The organism is Paenibacillus sp. FSL H7-689 (assembly GCF_000517905.1).
GTDB lineage: Bacteria > Bacillota > Bacilli > Paenibacillales > Paenibacillaceae > Paenibacillus > Paenibacillus amylolyticus.
The window spans coordinates 350,947-372,218 of record NZ_ASPU01000066.1 but is presented as its reverse complement, the minus strand read 5'-3'; the positions used below and the strand labels follow the sequence as shown (position 1 = coordinate 372,218).

Genomic DNA, 21,272 nt, shown 5'->3' with positions numbered 1-21,272 from the left:
AATATCCCGTGTTGAGCATTGGATTCACATCTCACAAAAGCAACACGAGAAACAAAATGATACATACGGTAGCGAGTAAGAGAAGAAGAGAAGCTCTGTCTGGTGAGATGGCAAGGGCTAACAAAGGAGTAGTCACATGAAGGTACGAACGAGTCAAAGAGGAAAAACACGCAACATCTACATGAACTTGCTGTTATCTGTTCTGTTGTTGATTAGCAGCATCCCGCTGTGGCCGGTCTCAAAAGTGAACGCCGCAGATGAGGAACATCATCTGTTATCCCTGAACCGGCCTGTGTACAGTTCCTCATCTCTGGGCGGCAATACGGCAGATCTTGTGGTTGACGGCAACAAAAACAGCCGCTGGGAAAGCATATGGCAGCAAGATCCGCAGTGGATCTATGTTGACTTAGGCACGGTGGCCTCCATCTCGGGCATCTCCATCCAGTGGGAAAATGCGTATGCTTCCGCCTTTGATCTAGAAGTATCCAACGACGAGGTCAACTGGCAGTCTGTTTACTCGACAACGAAGGGGCAAGGCGGCCTGACAGAAATTGAGGTCACAGCGGAGGCACGATATGTGCGCTTGTTCAGTCATCAAAGAGCACAGCCAGCCTATGGCGTCTCTGTATACGAATTCAATGTATATGGGACGGGCGGAGCAAATCCACCTCCCAAACCATTAGCAATGAACCTTGCACTAGGACAACCGGTTACAGCGTCTTCGGAAGAAATTGATGAGCCCAGCCGTTCAGCCGAGGATAAAGCCAAAATGGAAAAAGGGAATTACGAAGCACGGAATGTAACGGATGGCCGTCCGGATACACGCTGGTCTTCCATCTACAAGGATCAGGAATGGATTGTTGTAGACCTTGGACTAGTCCGGGAAATCGGGAACGTATCCCTACAATGGGAAAACGCTTTTGGACGTGCATACGATATTCAAGTATCAAATGATGCAGACCAGTGGACTACATTATACCGGGAACTGCACAGCGACGGTGGACGGGATGAGATTCCGGTATACGCCGAAGCACGGTATGTGAAATTAGCCGGACTTGGCAGAGGAACAACCAACGGATACTCCCTGTACGCATTCGACGTCTACGAGTATATCGAAGGCGATGCCAAACCTGTGCATACAATTCCGAATATCCCTGAACCGTCCTCGGTAAAGGTGGGTTCCGGGAGTTACGCTGTAAATGACATCACCATGCTGCAGCCGAAAAACCCGAAAAATCGCACGGCTGACATCACAGCGCCCCTCCCTTCCAATGACTGGTGGCAGTCTATTCTTGTATCCGATCTGGGGGATGGCAACAGTCTGGTCACACTTCCGCTTAAAAGTAGATATACCAAACAAGGACTTCAACTTCTGAATCCCGGAGCTGGTTACGTTTCGGCTGATGGCGGTTCTATGGACGCTGACGGTGAACCGGATCTGATCATGAGCACCAGCAATATGAACCCGGCGGAGGTAAATACCAAGGTGGCGGGATATGGGGATTATTCCGCAACGATCATCATGAGCGATGATGACACAGCCAAAATGAATACCACGTTTGTGAAAGGTTCCCCTTTCCTGTACAACACCTTCGATAACCCGGATACCATTATTGTTCGTTCTCCCAACATCACACGTCTCTTCGATGATCAGAACCGTGAAATTGTTCTGAATGATGGAGAATCGCTGACGGCCGATCATATCGGTGTTGAAGTAACCAATCAGGACAGAGCGCCCACGCCTCAGACCTTTACAAGAAACTACGGGATCTTTGCACCTGAAGGAACCGTATTTATGAAACTTGGCAATACGCTCAAAATCAAGCTGGGCCAGAGCGAAGACTATCTGTCACTGGCTACCCTGCCGTCCGCGGCAGAACTGTCTTATTATTACCGGCATGCCTACGCCTTTGTAACCGATACAACAGTGGACTACAATTATAATGAGAGCACTTCACTGGTAACGACTACCTTCAACTCGGTAACCCGGACGAAGCGGGCAGGCTTTTCATCCGAGACAGTGATGGCCTTGTTGCCGCACCAATGGAAACTAGCGACTACTCCGGTAACGGAGCTTGCTTACCCTTCCATTCGCGGCATGATGAAAGTAAGTGAAGGCAATACGTTTACGACACAGGATCGATTCTATGGCATTATTCCGCAATTTGTGGAGCCAGATAATCCAACCTACTCGCGTGCACAATTAATCAGCTATCTGGATCAGCTTGACGCGGATACGGCAGGCAATCTGATGAGCGAGGATCCTTACTGGCAAGGGAAAAAGCTTCATCCGCTTGCGCTGGGTGTGCTCATCAGCGACCAGATAGGAGATACGGTACGACGAGACAACTATCTGTCCCTGCTTCGAACCATTTTGACAGATTGGTATACCTATTCGCCGGACGAACCTTTGCACTCGTATTATTTTTATTATTCGGATGAATGGGGAACCATCTTCCCTTACGGTAGCGGATTTGGTGTTAATACCGGATTGACAGATCATCATTTCACCTACGGTTATTACGTTTTTGCATCGGCTGTACTGGCCACATATGACAAAACATTCTTGCAAGATTACGGCGACATGGTTGAGCTTCTGATTCGGGACTATGCCAATCCTTCACGGACAGATGATCAGTTTCCATGGCTTCGCAATTTTGATCCGTACGCTGGTCACTCCTGGGCAGGTGGTTACGCCGATAATCGCAGCGGGAATAACCAGGAGGCCGCAGGAGAAGCGCTCTTTAGTTGGGTCGGCCAATATATGTGGGGTGAGGTGACAGGCAACAAAGCCTATCGCGACACCGGGATCTGGGGCTTCATGACCGAAGAGAAAGCTGCTGAGCAATACTGGTTTAACTATGACGGGGATAACTGGCTGGAGGATTACCAACACGCTACGGTAGGTCATGTGTACGGCAGCGCCTACCTGTATGGAACGTACTTCTCTAATGAGGCGGAGCATATTTACGGTATTCACTGGCTGCCGCCAGCGGAATGGATGACCTATTATGGACGTGATCCGCAGAATACTAAGGCTCTCTACAATGGTCTCATTAAGGACCTGGGTGGTCAGCAGGAGCGCACATGGCAGCATATTATCTGGCCATTCCAGTCCATTGGAGACCCGCAAGGTGCTCTAGCCAAATGGAATACGAGCGAGATGCAGCAAAATGAAGTCTTTAACGCGTACTGGTTCATGCACAGCATGGCTTCTACGGGAACACGCACGATGGATATATGGGCAGATGATCCGGCAGCAACCGTGTATGAAAAAGACGGCGTCTATACAGCTCAAATCTGGAATCCGTCCGACACTGTCAAAACAGTTCATTTCTACAATGCCCATGGCGCTTTGGGTTCGGCTACCGTGTATGCCAAAGCGCAAGTAAAGGTTAACCCGCTGGAACATTCCGTCGTTAAACAGCCGGATGCCTCTCAGGGTGTAGTCTATCTCGATCGGAGCCAATGGACCATTACGGCATCCTCCAGTTCGGAGCCGGTAGAGCACATGGTGGACGGTGATCTGACTACACGCTGGTCATCCGGACAGATTCAGAAGCCCGGCGATTGGTTGCATATCGATCTGGGTAGCGAACAGACTATGGATACGGTATTCATGAACTCCGGCAACAACGGCGGTGATTATGCTCACGGGTACGAAATCTACGTATCCAAAGATAACGAGAACTGGAGCGAGCCTATCGCAGAGGGAGCAGGAACATCTCCAAGTCTGTCCGTTGATTTGGGCATGCAAACCGCCCGTTATGTCAAAATTGTATTGACTTCCTCTGCAGACAGCTGGTGGTCGATCTCTGAACTAAAGCTTGCCCGATTTGGCAAGCTTGAAGCAACACCAGAGCTCCCACAGCCCGTACCGCCTCCAGATCGCTCTTCATGGATCGTAACCGCCTCCTCTACTCAAGGAGCAGATGTTACAGCCAATATGCTGGACGGAAGTTCAGATACACTATGGACAAACGGTAGGAAGCAAACCAAAGGACAATGGATTACCATTGACCTCGGCCAGAAGAGCTTTTTCGATGCCATAGAATTGGACCCGGGTCATGCGAAAGAAGACTATCCGAGACAGTATCGGATTTATGCCTCGGATGACGGTGAACACTGGGGCACATCCATTGCGGGCGGCGAAGGCACGCCTGGACGCATGTCCATCACTTTCCCTGAACAGCAAGCACGTTATGTGAAAATGGTGCAGATCGGGGATTCCGATCAATGGTGGACGATCTCCGAGTTGTTTGTTCATCATAATGGAACGGGCAAACAAAAGAGGCTGCTGCCAGATGGCTGGTCCGTGACAGCTTCCTCCGGAGACGATGCAGCGGCTATACTCGACGGCTCGGACCAAACACGCTGGACCTCCGGTCAGACTCAAACAGGTGGCGAATGGATTCAGCTTGATATGGGAGCCTCGCAGCCAGTGAATCGGATTGTGCTCGACAGCGCGCACAGCCGGGAAGACTTTGCTCGCGGTTATGAAATATATACTTCTCTGGATGGAGAGCATTGGGGAAAAGCCTTGGCTTCGGGTGAAGGATCAGATGCGCTACTTTCTATCGCTTTTACACCGCATGAGGCACGTTATATTAAGGTCGTACAGACGGGTACCGATTCTCATTGGTGGTCCGTGGCTGAATTAGAGGTCTATACCGCTGATCAGACACCTTGGATATCCGGGGAACAGGATCATCTGCTACCTGCTGAACTGGATCGAACATCATGGACAGCGACTGCCTCCACCTCTGAAGATGTTGCGGCGATGCTCGACGACGATCTGAATTCACGCTGGACCTCTTCATCTGGTCAACATGCCAATCAATGGGTCCAGATTGATCTGGGAAGCAAGCAGAGCTTCAGCCGCTTGACAATGGACTCAGGCAGCAGCAGCAACGATTATGCTCGCAACTTCCAGTTTTTCACTTCTGAGGATGGCGAACGTTGGGAAGGGGTTACGGAAGCACTGGGAACAGGACCTGTCATCTCACATACGTTCTCCAGACAAACGGCGCGATACATCAAAATTGCCTTGACCGCGGACACTCCCGAGTGGTGGTGGTCCATCGCCGAGTTAAAACTTCACCATTAATGTCATCATGATCTCTCCAACCATCTCTCTCCCGTCCTTGCGGGGCAGAGGTGGTTTTTCTTGATAAGGATGAAGCATACCTCATGTAAACTTCATGTTCCATATATCACCTTTATAGTAAGATATAGATTAATGTAAATATTATTAATTTCTAATCGATAAGGAGGGCTTTAATTGAAAAATATAATTGTCTTTGGTGCAAGCAAGGGATTGGGCGATGCATTTGTCAGAGGTGTGCCACAATCCGGTGATAAGGTCTGGGTGGTCTCCCGCAGCAAGCCGGAAAGTCTGTCCGTGGAGGATGGCGTCGAGCGAATATGGATTCAGGCTGATCTTTCCGAGCTTCAGGCCGCAGAGCAAGTTGCCAGCCAGCTTCAAGGCGAGACGTTGGATGTGCTTATTTATAACGTGGGGATCTGGGAAAAGGAAGGATTTGAAGAGCACTACACGTTTGATAAGGATGAACCCGCAGATATCAGTCAGCTGATCCATGTGAATGTGACTTCTACAATTGTATGTATACAGGCTTTACTGCCTCAGCTCCGCCAGTCTGAAGCAGGCAAGATCATCCTGATTGGTTCAACAGCCGGTTTGAGCAATGCAGGCAGCAGCCAGGTTTCTTTTGTCGCCTCCAAATTTGCCATACGGGGTATTACGGAAGCTCTAAGAGAACATACGAGGAATGACCGCATCGCGGTGACATGCATCAACCCGGGAGAACTGGCGGCAGAAATTCCGTATGAAGACGGGATGGAACGTGCACTGGCCGAGTATGATGGGACCCGCATTCCCCTGCAGGATATGGTCTCCATCGTTCGATGTATCATCAGCTTGTCCAAAGCGGCCTGCGTGAAAGAGATCAACATGCCCGCATTAACGGATACGAACACCTAGATAGCAATGACATCTACACGCCTCAATCGGTCCGTTCACCGGAGTGCGCTCTGTATACACATGCTGGACAGAAGCCCGTTTACATTAATACATGCGATAAGTGCGCAATACCTGCGGAATTCAGGCGTTCATGCTCAGGGATATTTTCATATAACAAATGGGATTTTCCGGCCTTGTCCAGATGATCACGCATAGCTGCAATTCGTCCTTTGTTAACATCAATGAAACGAAAATCGATTTGGCGCAAATGCTCCAGCCCGGTCAGTCCAGCAAACGAATCCGCCTTGAGCGCCGTATTCATCTCTTTCAGTTCAATAGACTCCAAAGCACGGGCTGTCCATAGATGTGTCGTATCCCGCAACGATTTCATATAGTCCAGTTCGAGCTGTCTGAGAGAGGTCAGAAGGGAAAAGTCGCATAACTGCTCCAGCTTGGGCAAGGACAGATGCAGATATTCCAGCCCGCGCATCTGTTCGAGTCCCTGAATACTCGTCAGTTTGCGAACAGAGCTGAGCTTCAACATCGAGATGGTCGACTGTGTCAATACATCTAGTCCCCCTTTTAACTCACAGTGATCCAGGGATAGATACTGAAGCATAGGCAGTTCCGCTAACACATCAGCACTTTCGATCGTGCAGTTCAGAATGAGCGTATGCAGTTGGAGACATGCCGCAATGGAAGCAAATCCGTTGAATTTGCCACGCAGTTCAAGAAAGGTCAATCGTTTGTAGTGTTTAATAAAATCGAGCACGGTTGCCTTTGCAGGTGAATTCAATCTTAGAAACTGCAGTTGCTCCATCGCACCCAGTATCGTCAAATCCTGAGCCTGCGAAAGATCAAGCTGCAAGGCAGACACATGTTTCAACTGTGCCAGTCGCCCCAAAAATCCGGATGAATATACCCCTTTAGGGTCCATATGTGATATGTGTAGAATCAGATCCGGCCGGGCAAAGAATACTTTGGCATCGAGCTCGGCAAGGTCCTCGTATGTATCCGCGTCAACGCGAAAATGAACCGTTGCTCTGCGACGCAACAGATGCACCGCCTGGTGCATCTTTTCGGCATTCCATGGAACCCCCTGTATTGAAGCATGCCATAACTCACTCACAGATAATCCCCCTTTTCCATCCATAGTTCCAATTCATTCCATTATAAACAAGATCGCCTGGATGAACCACTACCGATCCCGTTTTTTCATTCCTTTCCTCTTTTTTCATCCCTCCCCTTTCACCCTGCTCATAATCATACCTTTCCTTTCCGTTGCTTTCAGGATTATTCGACAGAAATCTACATAAAACTATAGATTAAGCCGACATATAACTTAGGCGTTTTGAGCTTTTTATTAATCATCTGGGGAGATGGAATATGTCGAACATGTTGAACAAGTGGGGGAAAAAGAGAGCACGGACATCCAGTATGGCAAATACGTTGTCCATTGTGCTGCTGATCATTATCGTAGTTGTCTTTGCCGTGCTGGGAACATTTATGTTTGCAAGCACACGAAACATTCTGGTGAAACAGCAGGAATCCATGCTCCAGACCAAGACACAAGCCATTGTTAGTGAATTTGATGCACTATTCAAGGAAAAAGGTGCACTGGTCAAGCAAATGTCCACCAACACATTATTTCAGCAATACATAGAAACAACAGCATCTGCTGCGGATGCGAAAAGTTCAACCTACGCTGCGGAAACACAGGCGACACTCGCCGCTATCGTTAAGGCAGAGCCTTCGTTTGCCGATGCCTGGGTCGCGGGTCTGGATGGAAAAGGCTTTTGGATTCAAAATGATGGTGTCGTATCTGCACCGGACTTTGATATCCAATCACGTCCATACTACAAGCCGGTTACCGACGCAGACGGACTTTATTTCTCCGATCCGTACATTGATATTGCAGCAGGCGATGTACTCATGGGTATCTTCTATCCGATCAAAGACGAAAACAACACCACGATCGGCTTTGCGGCAGCGGATATTGCATTCAAGGATATCCCGGCGATTATGGAGAGTTATTCCCTTGGAAGCACGGGCTATTCCATGTTGCTGTCCAAGAGCGGGGAAATTCTGTACCATCCAGATCAAGAGAAGGTATTGAAGGAAAACATCCTGAACAGTACGGGGGACATGGGAGACATCGGCAAGAAAATGCTTGCGGGTGAAAACGGCGTACAACTTATGAACGACAATGGGGAACGTCGATATATCGGCTACGCTACCAGCAAAGATACGGGATGGTCCGTTGGTCTGACTATATCCGAAGAAGAAGTTCTTGCGGAATTAAAAACATTCACGTGGATTACACTTGGCGGTTTTGCTGCAGCTACCCTTCTGCTTGTGATTATTTGTTATATTACCCTTCGCCGTCTGTTACGCTCCATACCACAGCTGCTGGCCAAGATTAAACAGATTGAACAAGGTGACCTGACTGTCAAACTGGATATCAAATCTAATAATGAAATTGGACAGATCGCCACAGGCTTGAATTCCATGGTGCAGAAAATTCAGGGCATGCTGCAAATGGTCGGCAGCTCGGCGCAAATCCTGAACCAGTCGTCGAATGATCTGCAGGCCATCTCCTCACGAACGGCTGTGACCATGAATGACACATCAACAGCCATCAACGAGATTGCCAATGCAACGAATTATCAGTCCATCGAAACGGAAAATATCTTACGCAAAACAGGCTCGTTATCCAGCCAAATTGATGAAATTGCTACCGATGCGCAGGCTATGGGAACGGTCGTGCAGACATCTGCTGATCAAAGCAGCCAAGGACTTGCGGTCGTGGAACAATTATCGAAATGGTCCGAGGAAAACCATCAGTCCACCCAAGCAATGTCCTCTATTATCCAGGAGATTGACCTGAGTCGGAATGAAATATCCAGTTTTGTGGATACAGTCAAACAGATTGCCTCTCAAACGAACCTGCTCGCCCTGAATGCCTCCATTGAGGCTGCACGTGCTGGCGAACATGGAAGAGGATTTGCCGTCGTTGCCGAAGAGGTCCGCAAACTTGCAGAACAGACGGCTCAGGCAACAGAGGAAATCAACAAAAAGGTGAATGTTATTGAAGAGAAAACAACCCTGTCGGTTGAGCATACCATGCGCGGTATGAAGATTGCGGAGGAGAATGCCAAATCCGTAGAAGATACCAAACATGTATTCTTCAGTATTAACAAAGACCTGAAAGATCTACAGCAACGTATGATGCAGATTACCACTAATACCGCCAATGTACACAAACACAAAGATGAGATATTCCAGGCACTGGAGATTATCTCCTCCACCACAGAGGAGAACTCGGCATCGACGGAAGAAGTAAGCGCCAGCACGCAGGATCAGCTGGATAGTATCGAACAGGTAGCGGATCTGTCGAAACAGTTGAACCAGCTATCTGGCAAACTGCAAGACGAACTAAGCCAGTTTAAAGTAAAGTCATGATCCGCAAGCTTTCCCCTGCTCTTCTCTTTTAGTCGCTGTCCATTTATTATTAATGAATATGCGTACGAAGAGGATTGGAGGCTGAATCATCATCATGAACTTTGCCAAACGAATGGATCATTTCAACGAAGGAATTTTCACCAGGTTGCTGGAGATCAAGCGCCGCAGACTGGAGAACGGTCAGCCCGTTATTGATCTCAGTGTGGGTACGCCGAATATCCCACCTGCGCAGCATATTATAACTGCACTATGCGAGGCCGCTGCTGATCCGGCTAATTATATATATGCTGTGAATGATCAGAGTGAGTTGCTGCAAGCTACAAGCGATTGGTACAAGCAACGCTATCAGGTCGAGTTAGACCCAGCAACACAGATCTGTTCCTTGCTCGGTTCACAGGAAGGGCTGGCACATATATCCCTCTCCATTGTCGATGAAGGTGATCTGGTGTTAGTCCCTGACCCCTGCTATCCAGTCTTTGCGGATGGACCGTTACTGGCAGGTGCAGAACTGTATTATATGCCGCAAAAAGAAGAAAACGGGTATGTTATTCAGCTTCAGGATATACCGGAAGATATCGCTCATCGAGCAAAATTCATGCTGGTCTCCTATCCTAACAATCCGACAACTGCGATGGCACCGGATCAGTTCTATCTTGACCTGATTGCCTTTGCCAAGAAGTATGATATTATCGTGCTTCACGATAATGCGTACAGCGAGCTCGTGTTTGACGGAAAGTCATGTGGAAGCTTCCTCGCATTCCCTGGCGCCATGGACGTCGGTGTGGAATTCAATTCCCTGTCAAAAACGTACGGACTGGCAGGAGCTCGAATCGGCTTCTGTGTGGGCAATGCAACCATGGTCTCCATGCTGAAAAAGCTAAAATCCAATATGGATTACGGGATGTTCCTACCGGTCCAAAAAGCAGCAATTGCCGCCATTACCGGTGATCAATCCGAGGTTGAACGGGTCAGAGCAATCTATGAACAGCGAAGAGACATCCTCTGTGATGGATTCAGCAATCTCGGTTGGCCCATCGCTAAACCTGAAGCAACGATGTTCGTCTGGAGCCGGATTCCGGCGCACTACGACAGCTCGGAGCAATTTGCCATGGATCTGGTTACACATGCAGGAGTCATCGCAACCCCAGGCAGTGCCTTTGGTCCTTCAGGCGAAGGTTACGTTCGATTCGCGCTTGTTCAGGATAATGAAATATTGCAACAAGCGGTACAATCCGTCGATGACAGCGGGATTCTGAAATCCAGCTAACGGGAGTACGATTCGAATGTGCTCAAGCAAAAAGTCCCCTCAAGGTCCACAGAGAGTAAGAGTTTCACGTTTGATAACGTGGTCTCTACTTCTTGTAGACGTGAGGGGATTTTGTCATTTGCAGATGAACTAGCCATTCATCGGGTAAGGTTATCTGTGGGTACCACGTCAGGTCCAATGATCCAATATCTATGCAACCGGGTTAAACAGGAACATAAGATCATGGCTGGAGGGCATACCGTGACAGCAAAAAGCCTGCTCGGGGAGCAGGCTTCAGGTTTGAACTTTTTTACACAGACTTGCGCCAGTTGGAACGATACATCAGATACAGGAAGTACGGCGTTCCGATGATCGCAATGAGTATGCCTGATGGAATCTCTGTCGGCGCCATAACGGTTCTGCCGATTGTATCGGCGAGCACCAGCATGACTGCACCCGCTAATGCGGATAGGAACATGGATCGTCTTAACTTATTCCCCGTCAGTAGCCGTACCATATGTGGTGCAATCAGACCGATAAAACCAACGGTTCCTACACAAGCAACCGCACCTGCTGCAAGTAATACACCCACTGTCATGGCCAATAATCGTGTACGACGTACTCCGAGACCAAGCCCGGATGCACTATTGTCGTCGAATACCAGCAGTTCGAATCTGCGTGCCAGCCACCAAGCCACCGGTACCAGAATAACTAAAAATAATCCGATAACCCTCACCTGTTCCCAGGTACGAGCATAGGTGCTTCCTGTCAGCCAGATATATCCGCTGCTACCGTAAACCGCACCACGGACAATCAGAATCTGAATACCTGCTCCAGCAATGGCAGACATTGCAATCCCCAGCAACACAACCGCCGAAGGGTTCAGTCCTTTCTTCCAGGCGAGGGAGAACACCACCACTGCAGCAATGGCTGCACCGATGATTGCCGCAATTGGCAGCAAGTATATCGGAAGACCCGGCCATAAGATGATGACCATCATCGCTCCAAGCCCTGCACCTGAGGACACACCAACAATTGAAGCATCTGCCAGCGGGTTACGTACCGCCATCTGAATGAGTACACCACTGATTGCCAGTGCAGCTCCTGCACCTGCGGCAACAAGTGTACGCGGAATCCGAAGCTGAATCAGCGCGGAGAACAGTCCATCCGATTGGAACAGACTTGGTAACCAATCGGCCAGGGGAATTCGCATACCGCCAAACATCGTACTGAGCAAGATAAGCACGACCGTTATGACTGAGAATAATACAGCCATCGGGCCAAATGCAAAGCGACGCGCAGCTCCTCCTGTGCTCATTGAAGTAGACATGCCTGATCCGTTTGCAGCCTTCATGCGTGTAAGAACAAGCCAGATGAGCCACGGTGCACCAATGATCGCCATAACGGCACCCGTTGGCAGTTCCATGCTGGAGTTATGCACCATCTTGGCGAGGACATCTGCTCCAACCAGGAGCGCTGCGCCCCATATGAACACACCGGGTAAAAGTAATCGGTTAGAACGTACACCACTCAATCGAACCAGATGAGGTGCAACCAGTCCCACGAAGCCAATCGGTCCGATTACACTGACAATCACAGCGGCCAGCAATACAGCAAGAATTAACCCTACTGCACGAGCCAATGTAACCTTTTGTCCCAAGGAAGAAGCCGTTGATTCATCCAACTCCAGCATATCCCACTGTCTGGACAGGATTAACGCGAGAAGGGTAATACCAACCACCCAAGGCAAAGCATAAAACACTCCACTCCAGTCATTCTGGACAAGTGTTCCGGAACCCCAAAGGAACAACCCTTGTGTCTCCATGGAGAAAAAAATATGTAATGCACTTGTAAATGAACCAAGCACCATCGATACAATCATACCGGACAACGCAAGTCGAACCGGGCTTGATGTTCGTCCGCCGCCCATGAAATAAGCCGCAAATGCTGCCAGCAAACCACCTAGTGCTGCGAAAAGAAAAGGCGACTGACTTAATAGACCTGGAAAAGCGATAGCTCCCAGCACCACCACAAAGTACGCTCCTGCATTAATGCCCAGCGTATCTGAAGCAGCCAATGGATTACGAGTAATCGTTTGCAGCAAAGCGCCCGCAACAGCCAGTGCGCCACCCGCAAGAATACCGATTACTGTACGCGGCATGCGCAAGTCCCAGACCATATTGTGCTCTAATGAATCCTGTCTGCCTGTAAGAGCGTCCCAAACGACATGCAAAGGAATGGAAGCTTCTCCATAACACAGACTTACAAAAAAAAGCACGATGAGAGCGGTTAGACCGCCCCCATATATGCTTATTGTGCGCCAATTCATAGCTGGCTTAGATCCTTGAACCGAACTCATTTGGTAATCGCCTCGACTACCCCATCAACCAATACTTTGGAGGAGATCGGTCCACCAAATGTCCATGTTGTACTATCGAGTTGATATGTGCGTTTTTCCTTCACAAAGTTCAGTCCGTTCCATACCGAGTTATCTTTCATGGCTGTGCCAAAGACGTCATCGTCTGGTTGTGTAATATAAATGAAGTTACTGTCCTTTACATCGGTTAAGGATTCAATACCTACTGTAGAGAAGCCATAGTTCTCAACTTTATCCGGCTTCCATTCGTTAACCAGTCCGATTTTGTCCAAAGTACCAATCACAACCGAGTTATCGGTAAACATACGCAGGCTGACTGCATTTTGATATGTGAACGCTTGCGTCAGTGCAAAGTTGAAGTTTTCTTTCCCCGCAGCAGCCAGTTTTTCTTTGGCTTCTACATAGTGTTGATCGAGATCACTCAGAACTTCTTTTGCTTTGTCTTCTTTACCGAGAGCTGTTGCAATGTTATTAAAGATCTCTGTCATCTTGTCATAATCATAGCCGTCACCATCATACGGGTCATATTCAATCGTTGGAGCAATTGCATTCAGCTGATCGTAGACCGCCGTGTTATTATCCGCATTGGCAATGATCAGATCTGGCTTCAATGCAGCAATAGCTTCCAGGTTGGGTTCACTGCGTGTTCCGATATCCGTTACACTGTCATCCAGTGCTGCTTCGGATGTTACCCACACTTTATAGTTAGCGTTATCTGCGTTACCTACTGGTTGAACACCCAGGGCAACGACATCTTCCGTATATGTCCATTCAAGCGTAACAACACGTTCTGCTGGCTTGTCCAGCTTAAGCTCTCCACGTTTATGCTTCACGGTAACAGGACCTGCTGTCTCTTCAGCCGGAGCACTACCCGAGCCACTACCTTGACTTGTATCTGTTGTAGTCGTGGTTTTACCACAACCCGCCAAAACCAGCACAAAGGCCAGCATAATCAACAGTCCATTCAACCCTTTTTTCATATCTCTTTTCTCCCCTGTTAATATGTATTTATATGATAACAATTATCATTATCACTATTGGATTATGCCGTAGGAATGAATTTTTGTCAATGGAAAGTACCTTATTCCCATTCTTTTATCAAATAAAAAAGGAAAGAATAGCTCAAAAGCCATCCTTCCCTTCTATTGATTGCTGTTAACTCAACTGCATCGTAGTGATGCATGTATTATCATTTTCATATGTAGACAATTGCGTTTCTGCAACCTTTCCATCTCCAACAATACGAATCAGATAGGTTCTGTCTCTAGGCACCCAAAAATCCATAAATCCGTTTGCACCAGACTTAATTACTTCATCTTTCATAAAAGTGTTGCCTTGAGAATCGTGAATGGTAACGCTAAATTCCTTATTGCTCATTTCCCCCTGACAACCGGTCAAGCTATGAATTGCACAGGGATGGGTCTGGTCCACATAGGGTGCAATGGAAAGGAAAAATTCATTTTCAGGCAAATCATATGTAATGGTTTTTTCATCTTGATCGGTGACGATTAACTGTTTGGCATTGATGGAAGCAGATTCCGGTGTTTCTTTTCCTGTGCTGATATCTTCCACCAATTTTCGGATGTTGGGCGCATTGGCTGTACCCGCCTCTTCCTTGCCCGTATTGCTTGCAAACAGATAGGTTCCGATTACAATCACAACTACAACACTTGCAATGATCCACATTTGTTTTTTCATTTGGAGTCCATCTCCTCGTCCGTTTTCATCAAGTATAATGGAGAACAAACCATCATGGACTTAAACATCGAGAAATTCACCAGATATTCACATATATGGTTCGCTCATTTCGGGATATGCATATATGATATCTGGTCGATAAGTCTTACAGTTCATTGCGTGAGCGACAATTAATATGCCATAATCCGGTCTGCCATTTCCTCGGCTTGAAGTACCGCAGACAACGGGTCGGATAGAAAATATCTATTCCAGTCAAGGCTAATAATCCGGCAGTGATCTGTCTCGATGGACTTCTGCCATGGTTTGCCTGAAGCTTGATCAAGTTCGTGTCTTATACCATTATCCAACACCAACAGGTAGTCCTCCAGGTACCCACCTACCGCACTCCGCGCAATATCCAGGTATTCCAGGCCCGGCTCCAATAGTTCCTGGCGAACCTTGCCTGCTGGCTTCAAGTTCAGTAACCCGTAGGCTGCCTTACCTCCACGAGTTCCCGTATTTCCCACAAGGGTAATATGTTCTCCCCAGTTCGGATCAATGACGGTAAATGTCTTCTCTGCGGAGACCTTGCCCGGGATCGTTTGCTGCAAAGTATGTACTCTCCGCCCGTATTCCTTAATCCATGTTTCGGCTTCTGTCTGGCGATTCAGAATACGTCCCATCTCTCGAATCTCCTCCGCGACAGAGCCGTAACCAGTCCCTCCATAGACCACCGTTGGTGCAATTCTGGCATAGGAAGCGTAAGCAGCACGATTCCAGGTGATAATCAAATCGGGCTCCAGTTCAAGCACTTTTTCGAGCGAGATAAAATTATGATTGCCGATATCCTGTACTTGATCATAGATATAAGGCTCCAGCATTTGGTTACTTTCAATGAGTGAATGCGGCGCTCCGAGAGGCGTCACTCCCAATGCCAGCACTTCTCCCAAATTCCAGTCCACGACAACACGGCTAGGCTTGGTCGGTATCGTAATCTCGCCCATGCTTGTGGCAAGCATCCGAGTTCTGGCTCTTGGTACCGCGGGCGCTGGGGGTTTCCTCACTTGGACTCCTTTCAAATCTACAATCTCCTGTTCTGGCCAGGTCTGGTCGGCTTCAAGTATGGGTACCGTTCGTTCGCTCCATCCCGAATAATGACTTTCCAGAGCGGCATGTTGTTGGGATGTTTGCAGGGCTACATCTGGAGCACCGCACTCTCGACGCTTTCTGTAAAACTCAGGAGATACACCATAATGTTTCTTGAAATAACGACTTAGCGTGTAGCCGTTCTCATAGCCTACTCTCTCCGCGATTTCCTGTAAGGTCCCATTCGTGCTCACCAGTAGTTTTAATGCCTGTTCCATCCGAATCTGTGACAGCACACGGCTGGGACTCGTATTTAATTGAAGCTGAAACAATTGGTTCAGATACCTTGGACTACAATTCAGCATTTCAGCTACCTGTTCTATCTTGAGTGGTTCCCCGTAGTGACGTTTCATATAATGCACCGCCTGATCTACCCGATTCAGCTTAGCATCGTTAAACCTCTGCTCCTGCATTTGTTTCAGCATCTCGGCGAGCCATTGGTAGAACAGCGCCTTGGTTTGAATCCGGCCTGCTGACTGTAGTTCATTCCATTGTCTGTATATCAACTGCATGATTTCAATTAATGGCAATGGACACGCTGGTTCAAAACCAAAACTTACTTGCAAAGACTCCGACCCAGTATATGTTTGGGATCTTTCAGTATTTGGCTTCTCTGACTCTGGTGACGAATAAGACAACATATGTATTTCCATCGGCTTCTTAGCCAGACAATCCAGGCTCGTTCCTTTGGAGGCGTGCAGAATATATGTCCCTTTAATGTGATGCATCGCCTGACCAAGCCAGATCTTCCCCTTGCCATTCGTAATTAGTAAAAAAGCATTCGACGGAAGCGTCCACGTATTAGGATCTTCACTGATGTTAACGGTCATGATCCGAATATCCAGTAATCGGATTGTTATATGCTCCCATAATGCCCCGTATTCTTCTATGTTCATCGTCATGGACCTTTCTTTGTGTTTCCTCGTTACCACATCCAAAGCTTCGCCTCATCATATATGATAATCATTCTCAGTTCAACCTGTCGATTGAGTTCTGAAATGGTTATGCTTCCGCTTCCGAATTGGTTATTGTGCAATCGTTAGATTGTCTCTAGAGTTATATTAAATGAAAATCATTATCAATTAGAAAGAGGGTTCGTCATGTTGTTTAAGAAAGCTTGGTATCGTATCACCCTGCCTGTTTTGCTGATCATGGCCGTATTCATTAGTGGTTGTACCCAGAAAGAGACCGTGAAACCTGGGGCGACAGAAACAGGAAACACCGCACCGCAAACAAGAACACTCTCCACGATGATGGGAGACGTTACAGTCCCCCTCAACCCGGAGCGGGTTGTCGTTGATTGGAATATAGGACATGTTCTGGCTGTCGGCGTAACACCAGTTGGTGTGCCGAGTAGCCTGCTGGATTATGGAGTATTCCTGCGTGACAAACTTGTGGATAGCGCGGATTTGGGTAACCACAGTGAGGTTTCACTTGAGAAAATGGTAGAGCTGGAACCGGATCTGATTATCACATGGGACCAGGAGAAATTTCAGACCTATTCCAAAATCGCTCCGACTGTCGTATTCGTACCCGATCAGTATGATTCCATGGAAGCAGAAGTGACAGCCATGGGCGAGATTCTGAACCGCGAAGCAGAAGCTATAACTTGGAACGAATCATTTAAACAACGGATCGCAGCAGCTCAGGCCAAAATTAAAGGTGTCATTCCGGATGGTGCCACCTTCACCGTTGCCGATTTTAACTTTTTGAAGAACCCAGCCATTATTGGCAACAGCGCCAATCGTGGTGGAAGAGCAGCCTATGAATTGCTTGGACTAACTCCGGCACCCAAGGTGAAATCAGATCTTCTGGACCAAGGCAAAGAAAACCTGGAAGCTAGCGCGGAGGTCTTTGGAGAGTATGTAGGTGATTACCTGCTGATGATGGTTACAGAAGGCACGAAAGATCACTCCCTGTTGCCTACCGTCTGGGACAATCTGCCTGCGGTGCAGAACGACCATATCTACAAACTGGATATTCATAAATATTTCACTGCTGATCCCTATACCTCCATTCTACAAGCCGAAGAGATCGCAGATCGACTCGCAAGTGGACAGACTGAGCTGAATTAGCGCGAGTTTTCAATTCTAGTGAGGCCCGAAACCGAACCTGAACGTGTTCAGCGTAGGCAAGCGCACTGAATCCTGAATGTGCGAGAACGTACCCTTCAAGTGAGAGCAAGCGATCAAGACGTCGTGAAAGCAGATTTTCTTCCTTACAATGAAAAGCTTCGCTTTGGGCGGGATTCAGGGTCGTTCTCTCGGCTCGCCGCCGGTTAGATCAAAATATGGAGCGAACGCTAACGAATCTGAGGCGTCTTATTCAACGATTTGAAGCGCGTGCAGAAATCTAAGGAACTTGAGACACTCTATATCCGATTAACAAGCCGTTTTCAGTGTTTTTATAAGGGCATTTTGGTAGATATCGTGTCTGAGGTTCCTTAGAATTTAAGAAGAGGAGCGGAAGGCCAAATAAGATGTCCTGAGTCCCTTATAAAATCATCTATCCATTCGCCAAGATCGGTAGTCTGGGGATTTAAGACTCTTTATCCATCTCAAAAAAAGGTTACACAAACAGCGCCCACCAGAACGATTCAGGTGGCGCTGTTTTATTTGGTATGAATATGTCGCTATTTGCAATATGGATACGTCGACATATTTTATCTAATCACACAAATAAGTGTTCATACTTTCGAATCTGGGATCTTAAAATTTGAGCAACTATCTCAAAATCTTGCTACTACTGACAAAAGTCTTACGAGAATCCTTGCTCACCTGCAAAACGGGGATGGACATCAGCACAAGACAACTCCTCATTAGAAAATCTAATCCAGACATAATCATCATATAACACACCATGTGTTTGTTTTACGATCTCCGAAGCTACATAATCATTCAGACCTAATGATTGCAGAATTTTATCGGCATGATGTCTGGTGCGAGGGAAACATCTGGATTCAAAGTAATCCAGTACATCCCCAACGGTTACCTTAGACTTGCTTGGAAAAGGGAGAAAAACAGGCGATACACTTTTATCTTGCCATACTTCAACCGTTTGATTGCTATAATCCAACTTCACTTTGGCAATCACCTGGTCATGCTCCAAGACCTCAAATTCAAGAGGAGAAGATATAAATTTGTTTATCTTTTTCATCTGCTACCTCCCATAGTGATCTTTCATATTTCTTTGTTATGATTATATCATTTCTTCAACTTGTATTTCATTTCCTTACTTCATCATTCTATTGAAAAAAGCCCGAACAATTTCGAGGAGATCTCGAAATTGTGTCGGGCTCTTCAGATTTCCTTCCCTCCGTGCAAACCTATCTACGTATTAGAGAGAGCTTTGTTTTTCTCATAAAAACGGGCATTATGGGAAGAGACACCCGCCATATCGGAAGCAGCAGGTTCCAGATACGTCTTGGCACTGTTGACTGCGAGCACCGCATCGTTAAAAGCACCTGCGATCAGCCTGACTTTGCTGCCATAAGTGATGAAGTCCCCTGCTCCGAATATGCCTGGAATGTTGGTACGCATACGCTGATCAACGGACACGCCGTAATCTTCCCGCGCCAGTCCCCATTGCACAAGGTTACCAAAATCACGATCATACCCATGGCTTACAACAACTTCATCCACTTCAACATGTGTGATCTCACCAGTTTCTACATGGGCTAGCTCGACACGATCGATTTTGTCACCTGTACCGTATAAGCGTGAGATGCTAAACGGCGTCATGACGTTGGCCTGAGCTTTCATCTGAGCAACTGGCGACTCGTGTCCGGTAAATTCATGACGTCTGTGTGTCACCGTAACTTCACTTGCGATCTTGCCCATTTCATTCGCCCAGTCGACTGCGGAATCACCACCACCCGAGATCAGAACACGCTTCCCTGCAAATCGAGATAGATCAGTTACGGTATAGTGCAGATTTGTCAGCTCATACCGATTGGCACCCTCGACATCCAGCTTTTGCACCTGAGTCATGCCTCTACCCGCACATAACAGGATGGTACGTGTGTAATGGCGCTCCCCTGTTTTAGACATGAGTACAAATACACCATCTTCACGTCGTTCAAGCTCAGCAATTTCCTGCCCAAATACAATCGTTGGATCGAACGTTCTCGCTTGTCTCTCCAGCGATTCAATCAGCTTCTCACAGCGAATCGGATCAACCCCGCCCACATCCCAGATCAGCTTCTCCGGGTACGTACGCATGAATCCGCCCAGTTCTTGTTTGGCTTCAATGATTTTGGTACGCATGGCTCTCATGCCACTATAAAAGGAGGCGTACATTCCAGCAGGTCCCCCACCAACGATGGTAATATCGTAGATATCCAATTGTGTCTCCATCGTCATCTATGGCACCAACTTTTCAACAACATAGTCCATCAATTTTACAGAGCCAATTGGACCCACACCCGATACGAATTGGCTTGTCTTCAACGGGAAGACATGATCATTCTTCACAGCCTCCAGATTCGACCACACCTGGCTTGCTTTGAGATCTTCCATAGATTTCTTCGTGTCATAACCTACGAGGGTTCTGTCTTCCAGGAAAATATAATCCGGATTCATCTCAGGCAAGAATTCCAGAGAGAACTGGCTAAACCAATCTGTAGAATCTTTAATAGCATCAGGACTATTCAGACCAAGAATATCATAGAAGAAAACACTGCTACTTCCTCCTTTGGGACCCATGAAACGGTAACGATTGTGCTCAACCCGGAGAACCAATACGGTCTTTTCTCCCAAGGCTGCCGCGATTTTCTCTTTCGCTTGTGAGGCTTTCTCATCGAATTCAGCCAGTACTTTGGCAGATTCTTCGTTCTTGTCAAATATGGCAGCCAGCTTTGGCATAGCACGTTTCATTTCACTGTTGGCATCAAGTGCCACTGTAGGAGCGATTTTGGACAATTCATCATATACGCCCTGTTCCATTCCTTCGCCAGCTGCAAGGATCATATCCGGTGACAACGCAAGCAACTGCTCATAATTATATTGATATTGCTCGACTTCAATGATTTGGACCCCGTGTTCTTTCAAATACTCAGGGCGGTATTCCGCTTCAACTTCTGGAGTTAACAAAACGATTTGGGGTGTAACACCCATTTCAATCAGATACTCGGCATAAATCGAATCAAACACAACCAGATTTTGAGGATGAGTTGGAATCATTACTTCTCCAAACTGATCCTTCACCACCTTAGTCCCACTTTCAGTCGCTGTTTGTTCTGCAGTACTCGCTACTCCTTCAGTTGGAGCGCCTGCTGTTCCAGCTGTAGCGTTCTCTTCCTTGGTTCCACCGGAACATGCCGCCAGCATTACACTAATCACCAACAGCATGATACCCAACCCTTTAAATCTTCGTGACATGATATA

At 47.5% G+C, this 21,272-nt stretch carries 13 protein-coding genes; 5 read left to right on the top strand and 8 right to left on the bottom strand.

Translation table 11 applies throughout. The features are described 5' to 3' along the window. The first annotated feature begins 136 nt into the window (after window positions 1–136). Both C170_RS29825 and C170_RS29820 read left to right on the top strand, forming a co-directional pair. The gene (locus C170_RS29825) at window positions 137–5,107 is read left to right on the top strand and encodes a discoidin domain-containing protein (RefSeq protein WP_036617483.1); all 4,971 of its coding nucleotides are present in this window, start codon (window positions 137–139) and stop codon (window positions 5,105–5,107) included. A 174-nt stretch (window positions 5,108–5,281) separates the two neighbouring features. Beyond that, window positions 5,282–6,001 carry an SDR family oxidoreductase gene (locus C170_RS29820; protein WP_036617480.1) on the top strand — a complete coding sequence of 240 codons (720 nt, stop codon included), beginning with the start codon at window positions 5,282–5,284 and terminating at the stop codon, window positions 5,999–6,001. Between the two features lie 79 nt (window positions 6,002–6,080). Here C170_RS29820 and C170_RS29815 read toward each other — a convergent pair whose 3' ends face one another. Beyond that, window positions 6,081–7,109: a hypothetical protein gene (locus C170_RS29815; protein ID WP_036617478.1), complete on the bottom strand. Its 1,029-nt coding sequence runs from the start codon at window positions 7,107–7,109 to the stop codon at window positions 6,081–6,083. A 257-nt stretch (window positions 7,110–7,366) separates the two neighbouring features. On the opposite strand from C170_RS29815, the gene C170_RS29810 reads away from it, so the two are divergent. Together C170_RS29810 and C170_RS29805 are read left to right on the top strand one after the other, a co-directional pair. Further along, complete coding sequence (locus tag C170_RS29810) at window positions 7,367–9,442, top strand: methyl-accepting chemotaxis protein (protein WP_235200861.1); 2,076 nt, start codon at window positions 7,367–7,369, stop codon at window positions 9,440–9,442. A gap of 94 nt (window positions 9,443–9,536) precedes the next feature. Further along, window positions 9,537–10,709, top strand: a complete 1,173-nt coding sequence (locus C170_RS29805) for an aminotransferase class I/II-fold pyridoxal phosphate-dependent enzyme (protein WP_036617475.1) — start codon at window positions 9,537–9,539, stop codon at window positions 10,707–10,709. A 289-nt stretch (window positions 10,710–10,998) separates the two neighbouring features. Here C170_RS29805 and C170_RS29800 read toward each other — a convergent pair whose 3' ends face one another. The 4 genes from C170_RS29800 to C170_RS29785 all read right to left on the bottom strand — a co-directional run bounded on the left by C170_RS29800 (window position 10,999) and on the right by C170_RS29785 (window position 16,784). After that, entirely contained in the window at window positions 10,999–13,047 is a 2,049-nt protein-coding gene (locus C170_RS29800; protein WP_036617472.1) for an iron ABC transporter permease, read from the bottom strand. Further along, complete coding sequence (locus C170_RS29795) at window positions 13,044–14,045, bottom strand: ABC transporter substrate-binding protein (protein ID WP_036617469.1); 1,002 nt, start codon at window positions 14,043–14,045, stop codon at window positions 13,044–13,046. The genes C170_RS29800 and C170_RS29795 overlap by 4 nt, the downstream gene beginning before the upstream one ends. A 175-nt stretch (window positions 14,046–14,220) precedes the next feature. Continuing rightward, window positions 14,221–14,763 (bottom strand): CueP family metal-binding protein, encoded by a 543-nt coding sequence (locus tag C170_RS29790; RefSeq protein ID WP_036617466.1) that lies wholly within the window; start codon window positions 14,761–14,763, stop codon window positions 14,221–14,223. 170 nt (window positions 14,764–14,933) lie between these two features. Further along, window positions 14,934–16,784, bottom strand: coding sequence for an AraC family transcriptional regulator (locus C170_RS29785; protein ID WP_162158999.1), 1,851 nt, complete (start codon window positions 16,782–16,784; stop codon window positions 14,934–14,936). A gap of 204 nt (window positions 16,785–16,988) precedes the next feature. On the opposite strand from C170_RS29785, the gene C170_RS29780 reads away from it, so the two are divergent. Beyond that, window positions 16,989–17,963: an ABC transporter substrate-binding protein gene (locus C170_RS29780; protein WP_051447480.1), complete on the top strand. Its 975-nt coding sequence runs from the start codon at window positions 16,989–16,991 to the stop codon at window positions 17,961–17,963. Window positions 17,964–18,645: 682 nt separating this feature from the next. Here C170_RS29780 and C170_RS29775 read toward each other — a convergent pair. The 3 genes from C170_RS29775 to C170_RS29765 form a co-directional block, all read right to left on the bottom strand. After that, the gene (locus C170_RS29775) at window positions 18,646–19,044 is read right to left on the bottom strand and encodes a hypothetical protein (RefSeq protein ID WP_036617460.1); all 399 of its coding nucleotides are present in this window, start codon (window positions 19,042–19,044) and stop codon (window positions 18,646–18,648) included. Between the two features lie 173 nt (window positions 19,045–19,217). Beyond that, window positions 19,218–20,243 (bottom strand): NAD(P)/FAD-dependent oxidoreductase, encoded by a 1,026-nt coding sequence (locus tag C170_RS29770; protein ID WP_036617629.1) that lies wholly within the window; start codon window positions 20,241–20,243, stop codon window positions 19,218–19,220. Between the two features lie 6 nt (window positions 20,244–20,249). Next, window positions 20,250–21,266, bottom strand: coding sequence for an ABC transporter substrate-binding protein (locus C170_RS29765; protein WP_036617457.1), 1,017 nt, complete (start codon window positions 21,264–21,266; stop codon window positions 20,250–20,252). Between the last annotated feature and the right edge of the window lie 6 nt (window positions 21,267–21,272).

Coding starts and splice junctions, on each gene's coding strand:
- C170_RS29825 (WP_036617483.1), top strand. CDS start 137: ATGAAGGTACGAACGAGTCAAAGAGGAAAAACACGCAACATCTACATG.
- C170_RS29810 (WP_235200861.1), top strand. CDS start 7,367: ATGTCGAACATGTTGAACAAGTGGGGGAAAAAGAGAGCACGGACATCC.
- C170_RS29805 (WP_036617475.1), top strand. CDS start 9,537: ATGAACTTTGCCAAACGAATGGATCATTTCAACGAAGGAATTTTCACC.
- C170_RS29800 (WP_036617472.1), bottom strand. CDS start 13,047: ATGAGTTCGGTTCAAGGATCTAAGCCAGCTATGAATTGGCGCACAATA.
- C170_RS29795 (WP_036617469.1), bottom strand. CDS start 14,045: ATGAAAAAAGGGTTGAATGGACTGTTGATTATGCTGGCCTTTGTGCTG.
- C170_RS29790 (WP_036617466.1), bottom strand. CDS start 14,763: ATGAAAAAACAAATGTGGATCATTGCAAGTGTTGTAGTTGTGATTGTA.
- C170_RS29785 (WP_162158999.1), bottom strand. CDS start 16,784: ATGAACATAGAAGAATACGGGGCATTATGGGAGCATATAACAATCCGA.
- C170_RS29780 (WP_051447480.1), top strand. CDS start 16,989: ATGTTGTTTAAGAAAGCTTGGTATCGTATCACCCTGCCTGTTTTGCTG.
- C170_RS29775 (WP_036617460.1), bottom strand. CDS start 19,044: ATGAAAAAGATAAACAAATTTATATCTTCTCCTCTTGAATTTGAGGTC.
- C170_RS29770 (WP_036617629.1), bottom strand. CDS start 20,243: ATGGAGACACAATTGGATATCTACGATATTACCATCGTTGGTGGGGGA.
- C170_RS29765 (WP_036617457.1), bottom strand. CDS start 21,266: ATGTCACGAAGATTTAAAGGGTTGGGTATCATGCTGTTGGTGATTAGT.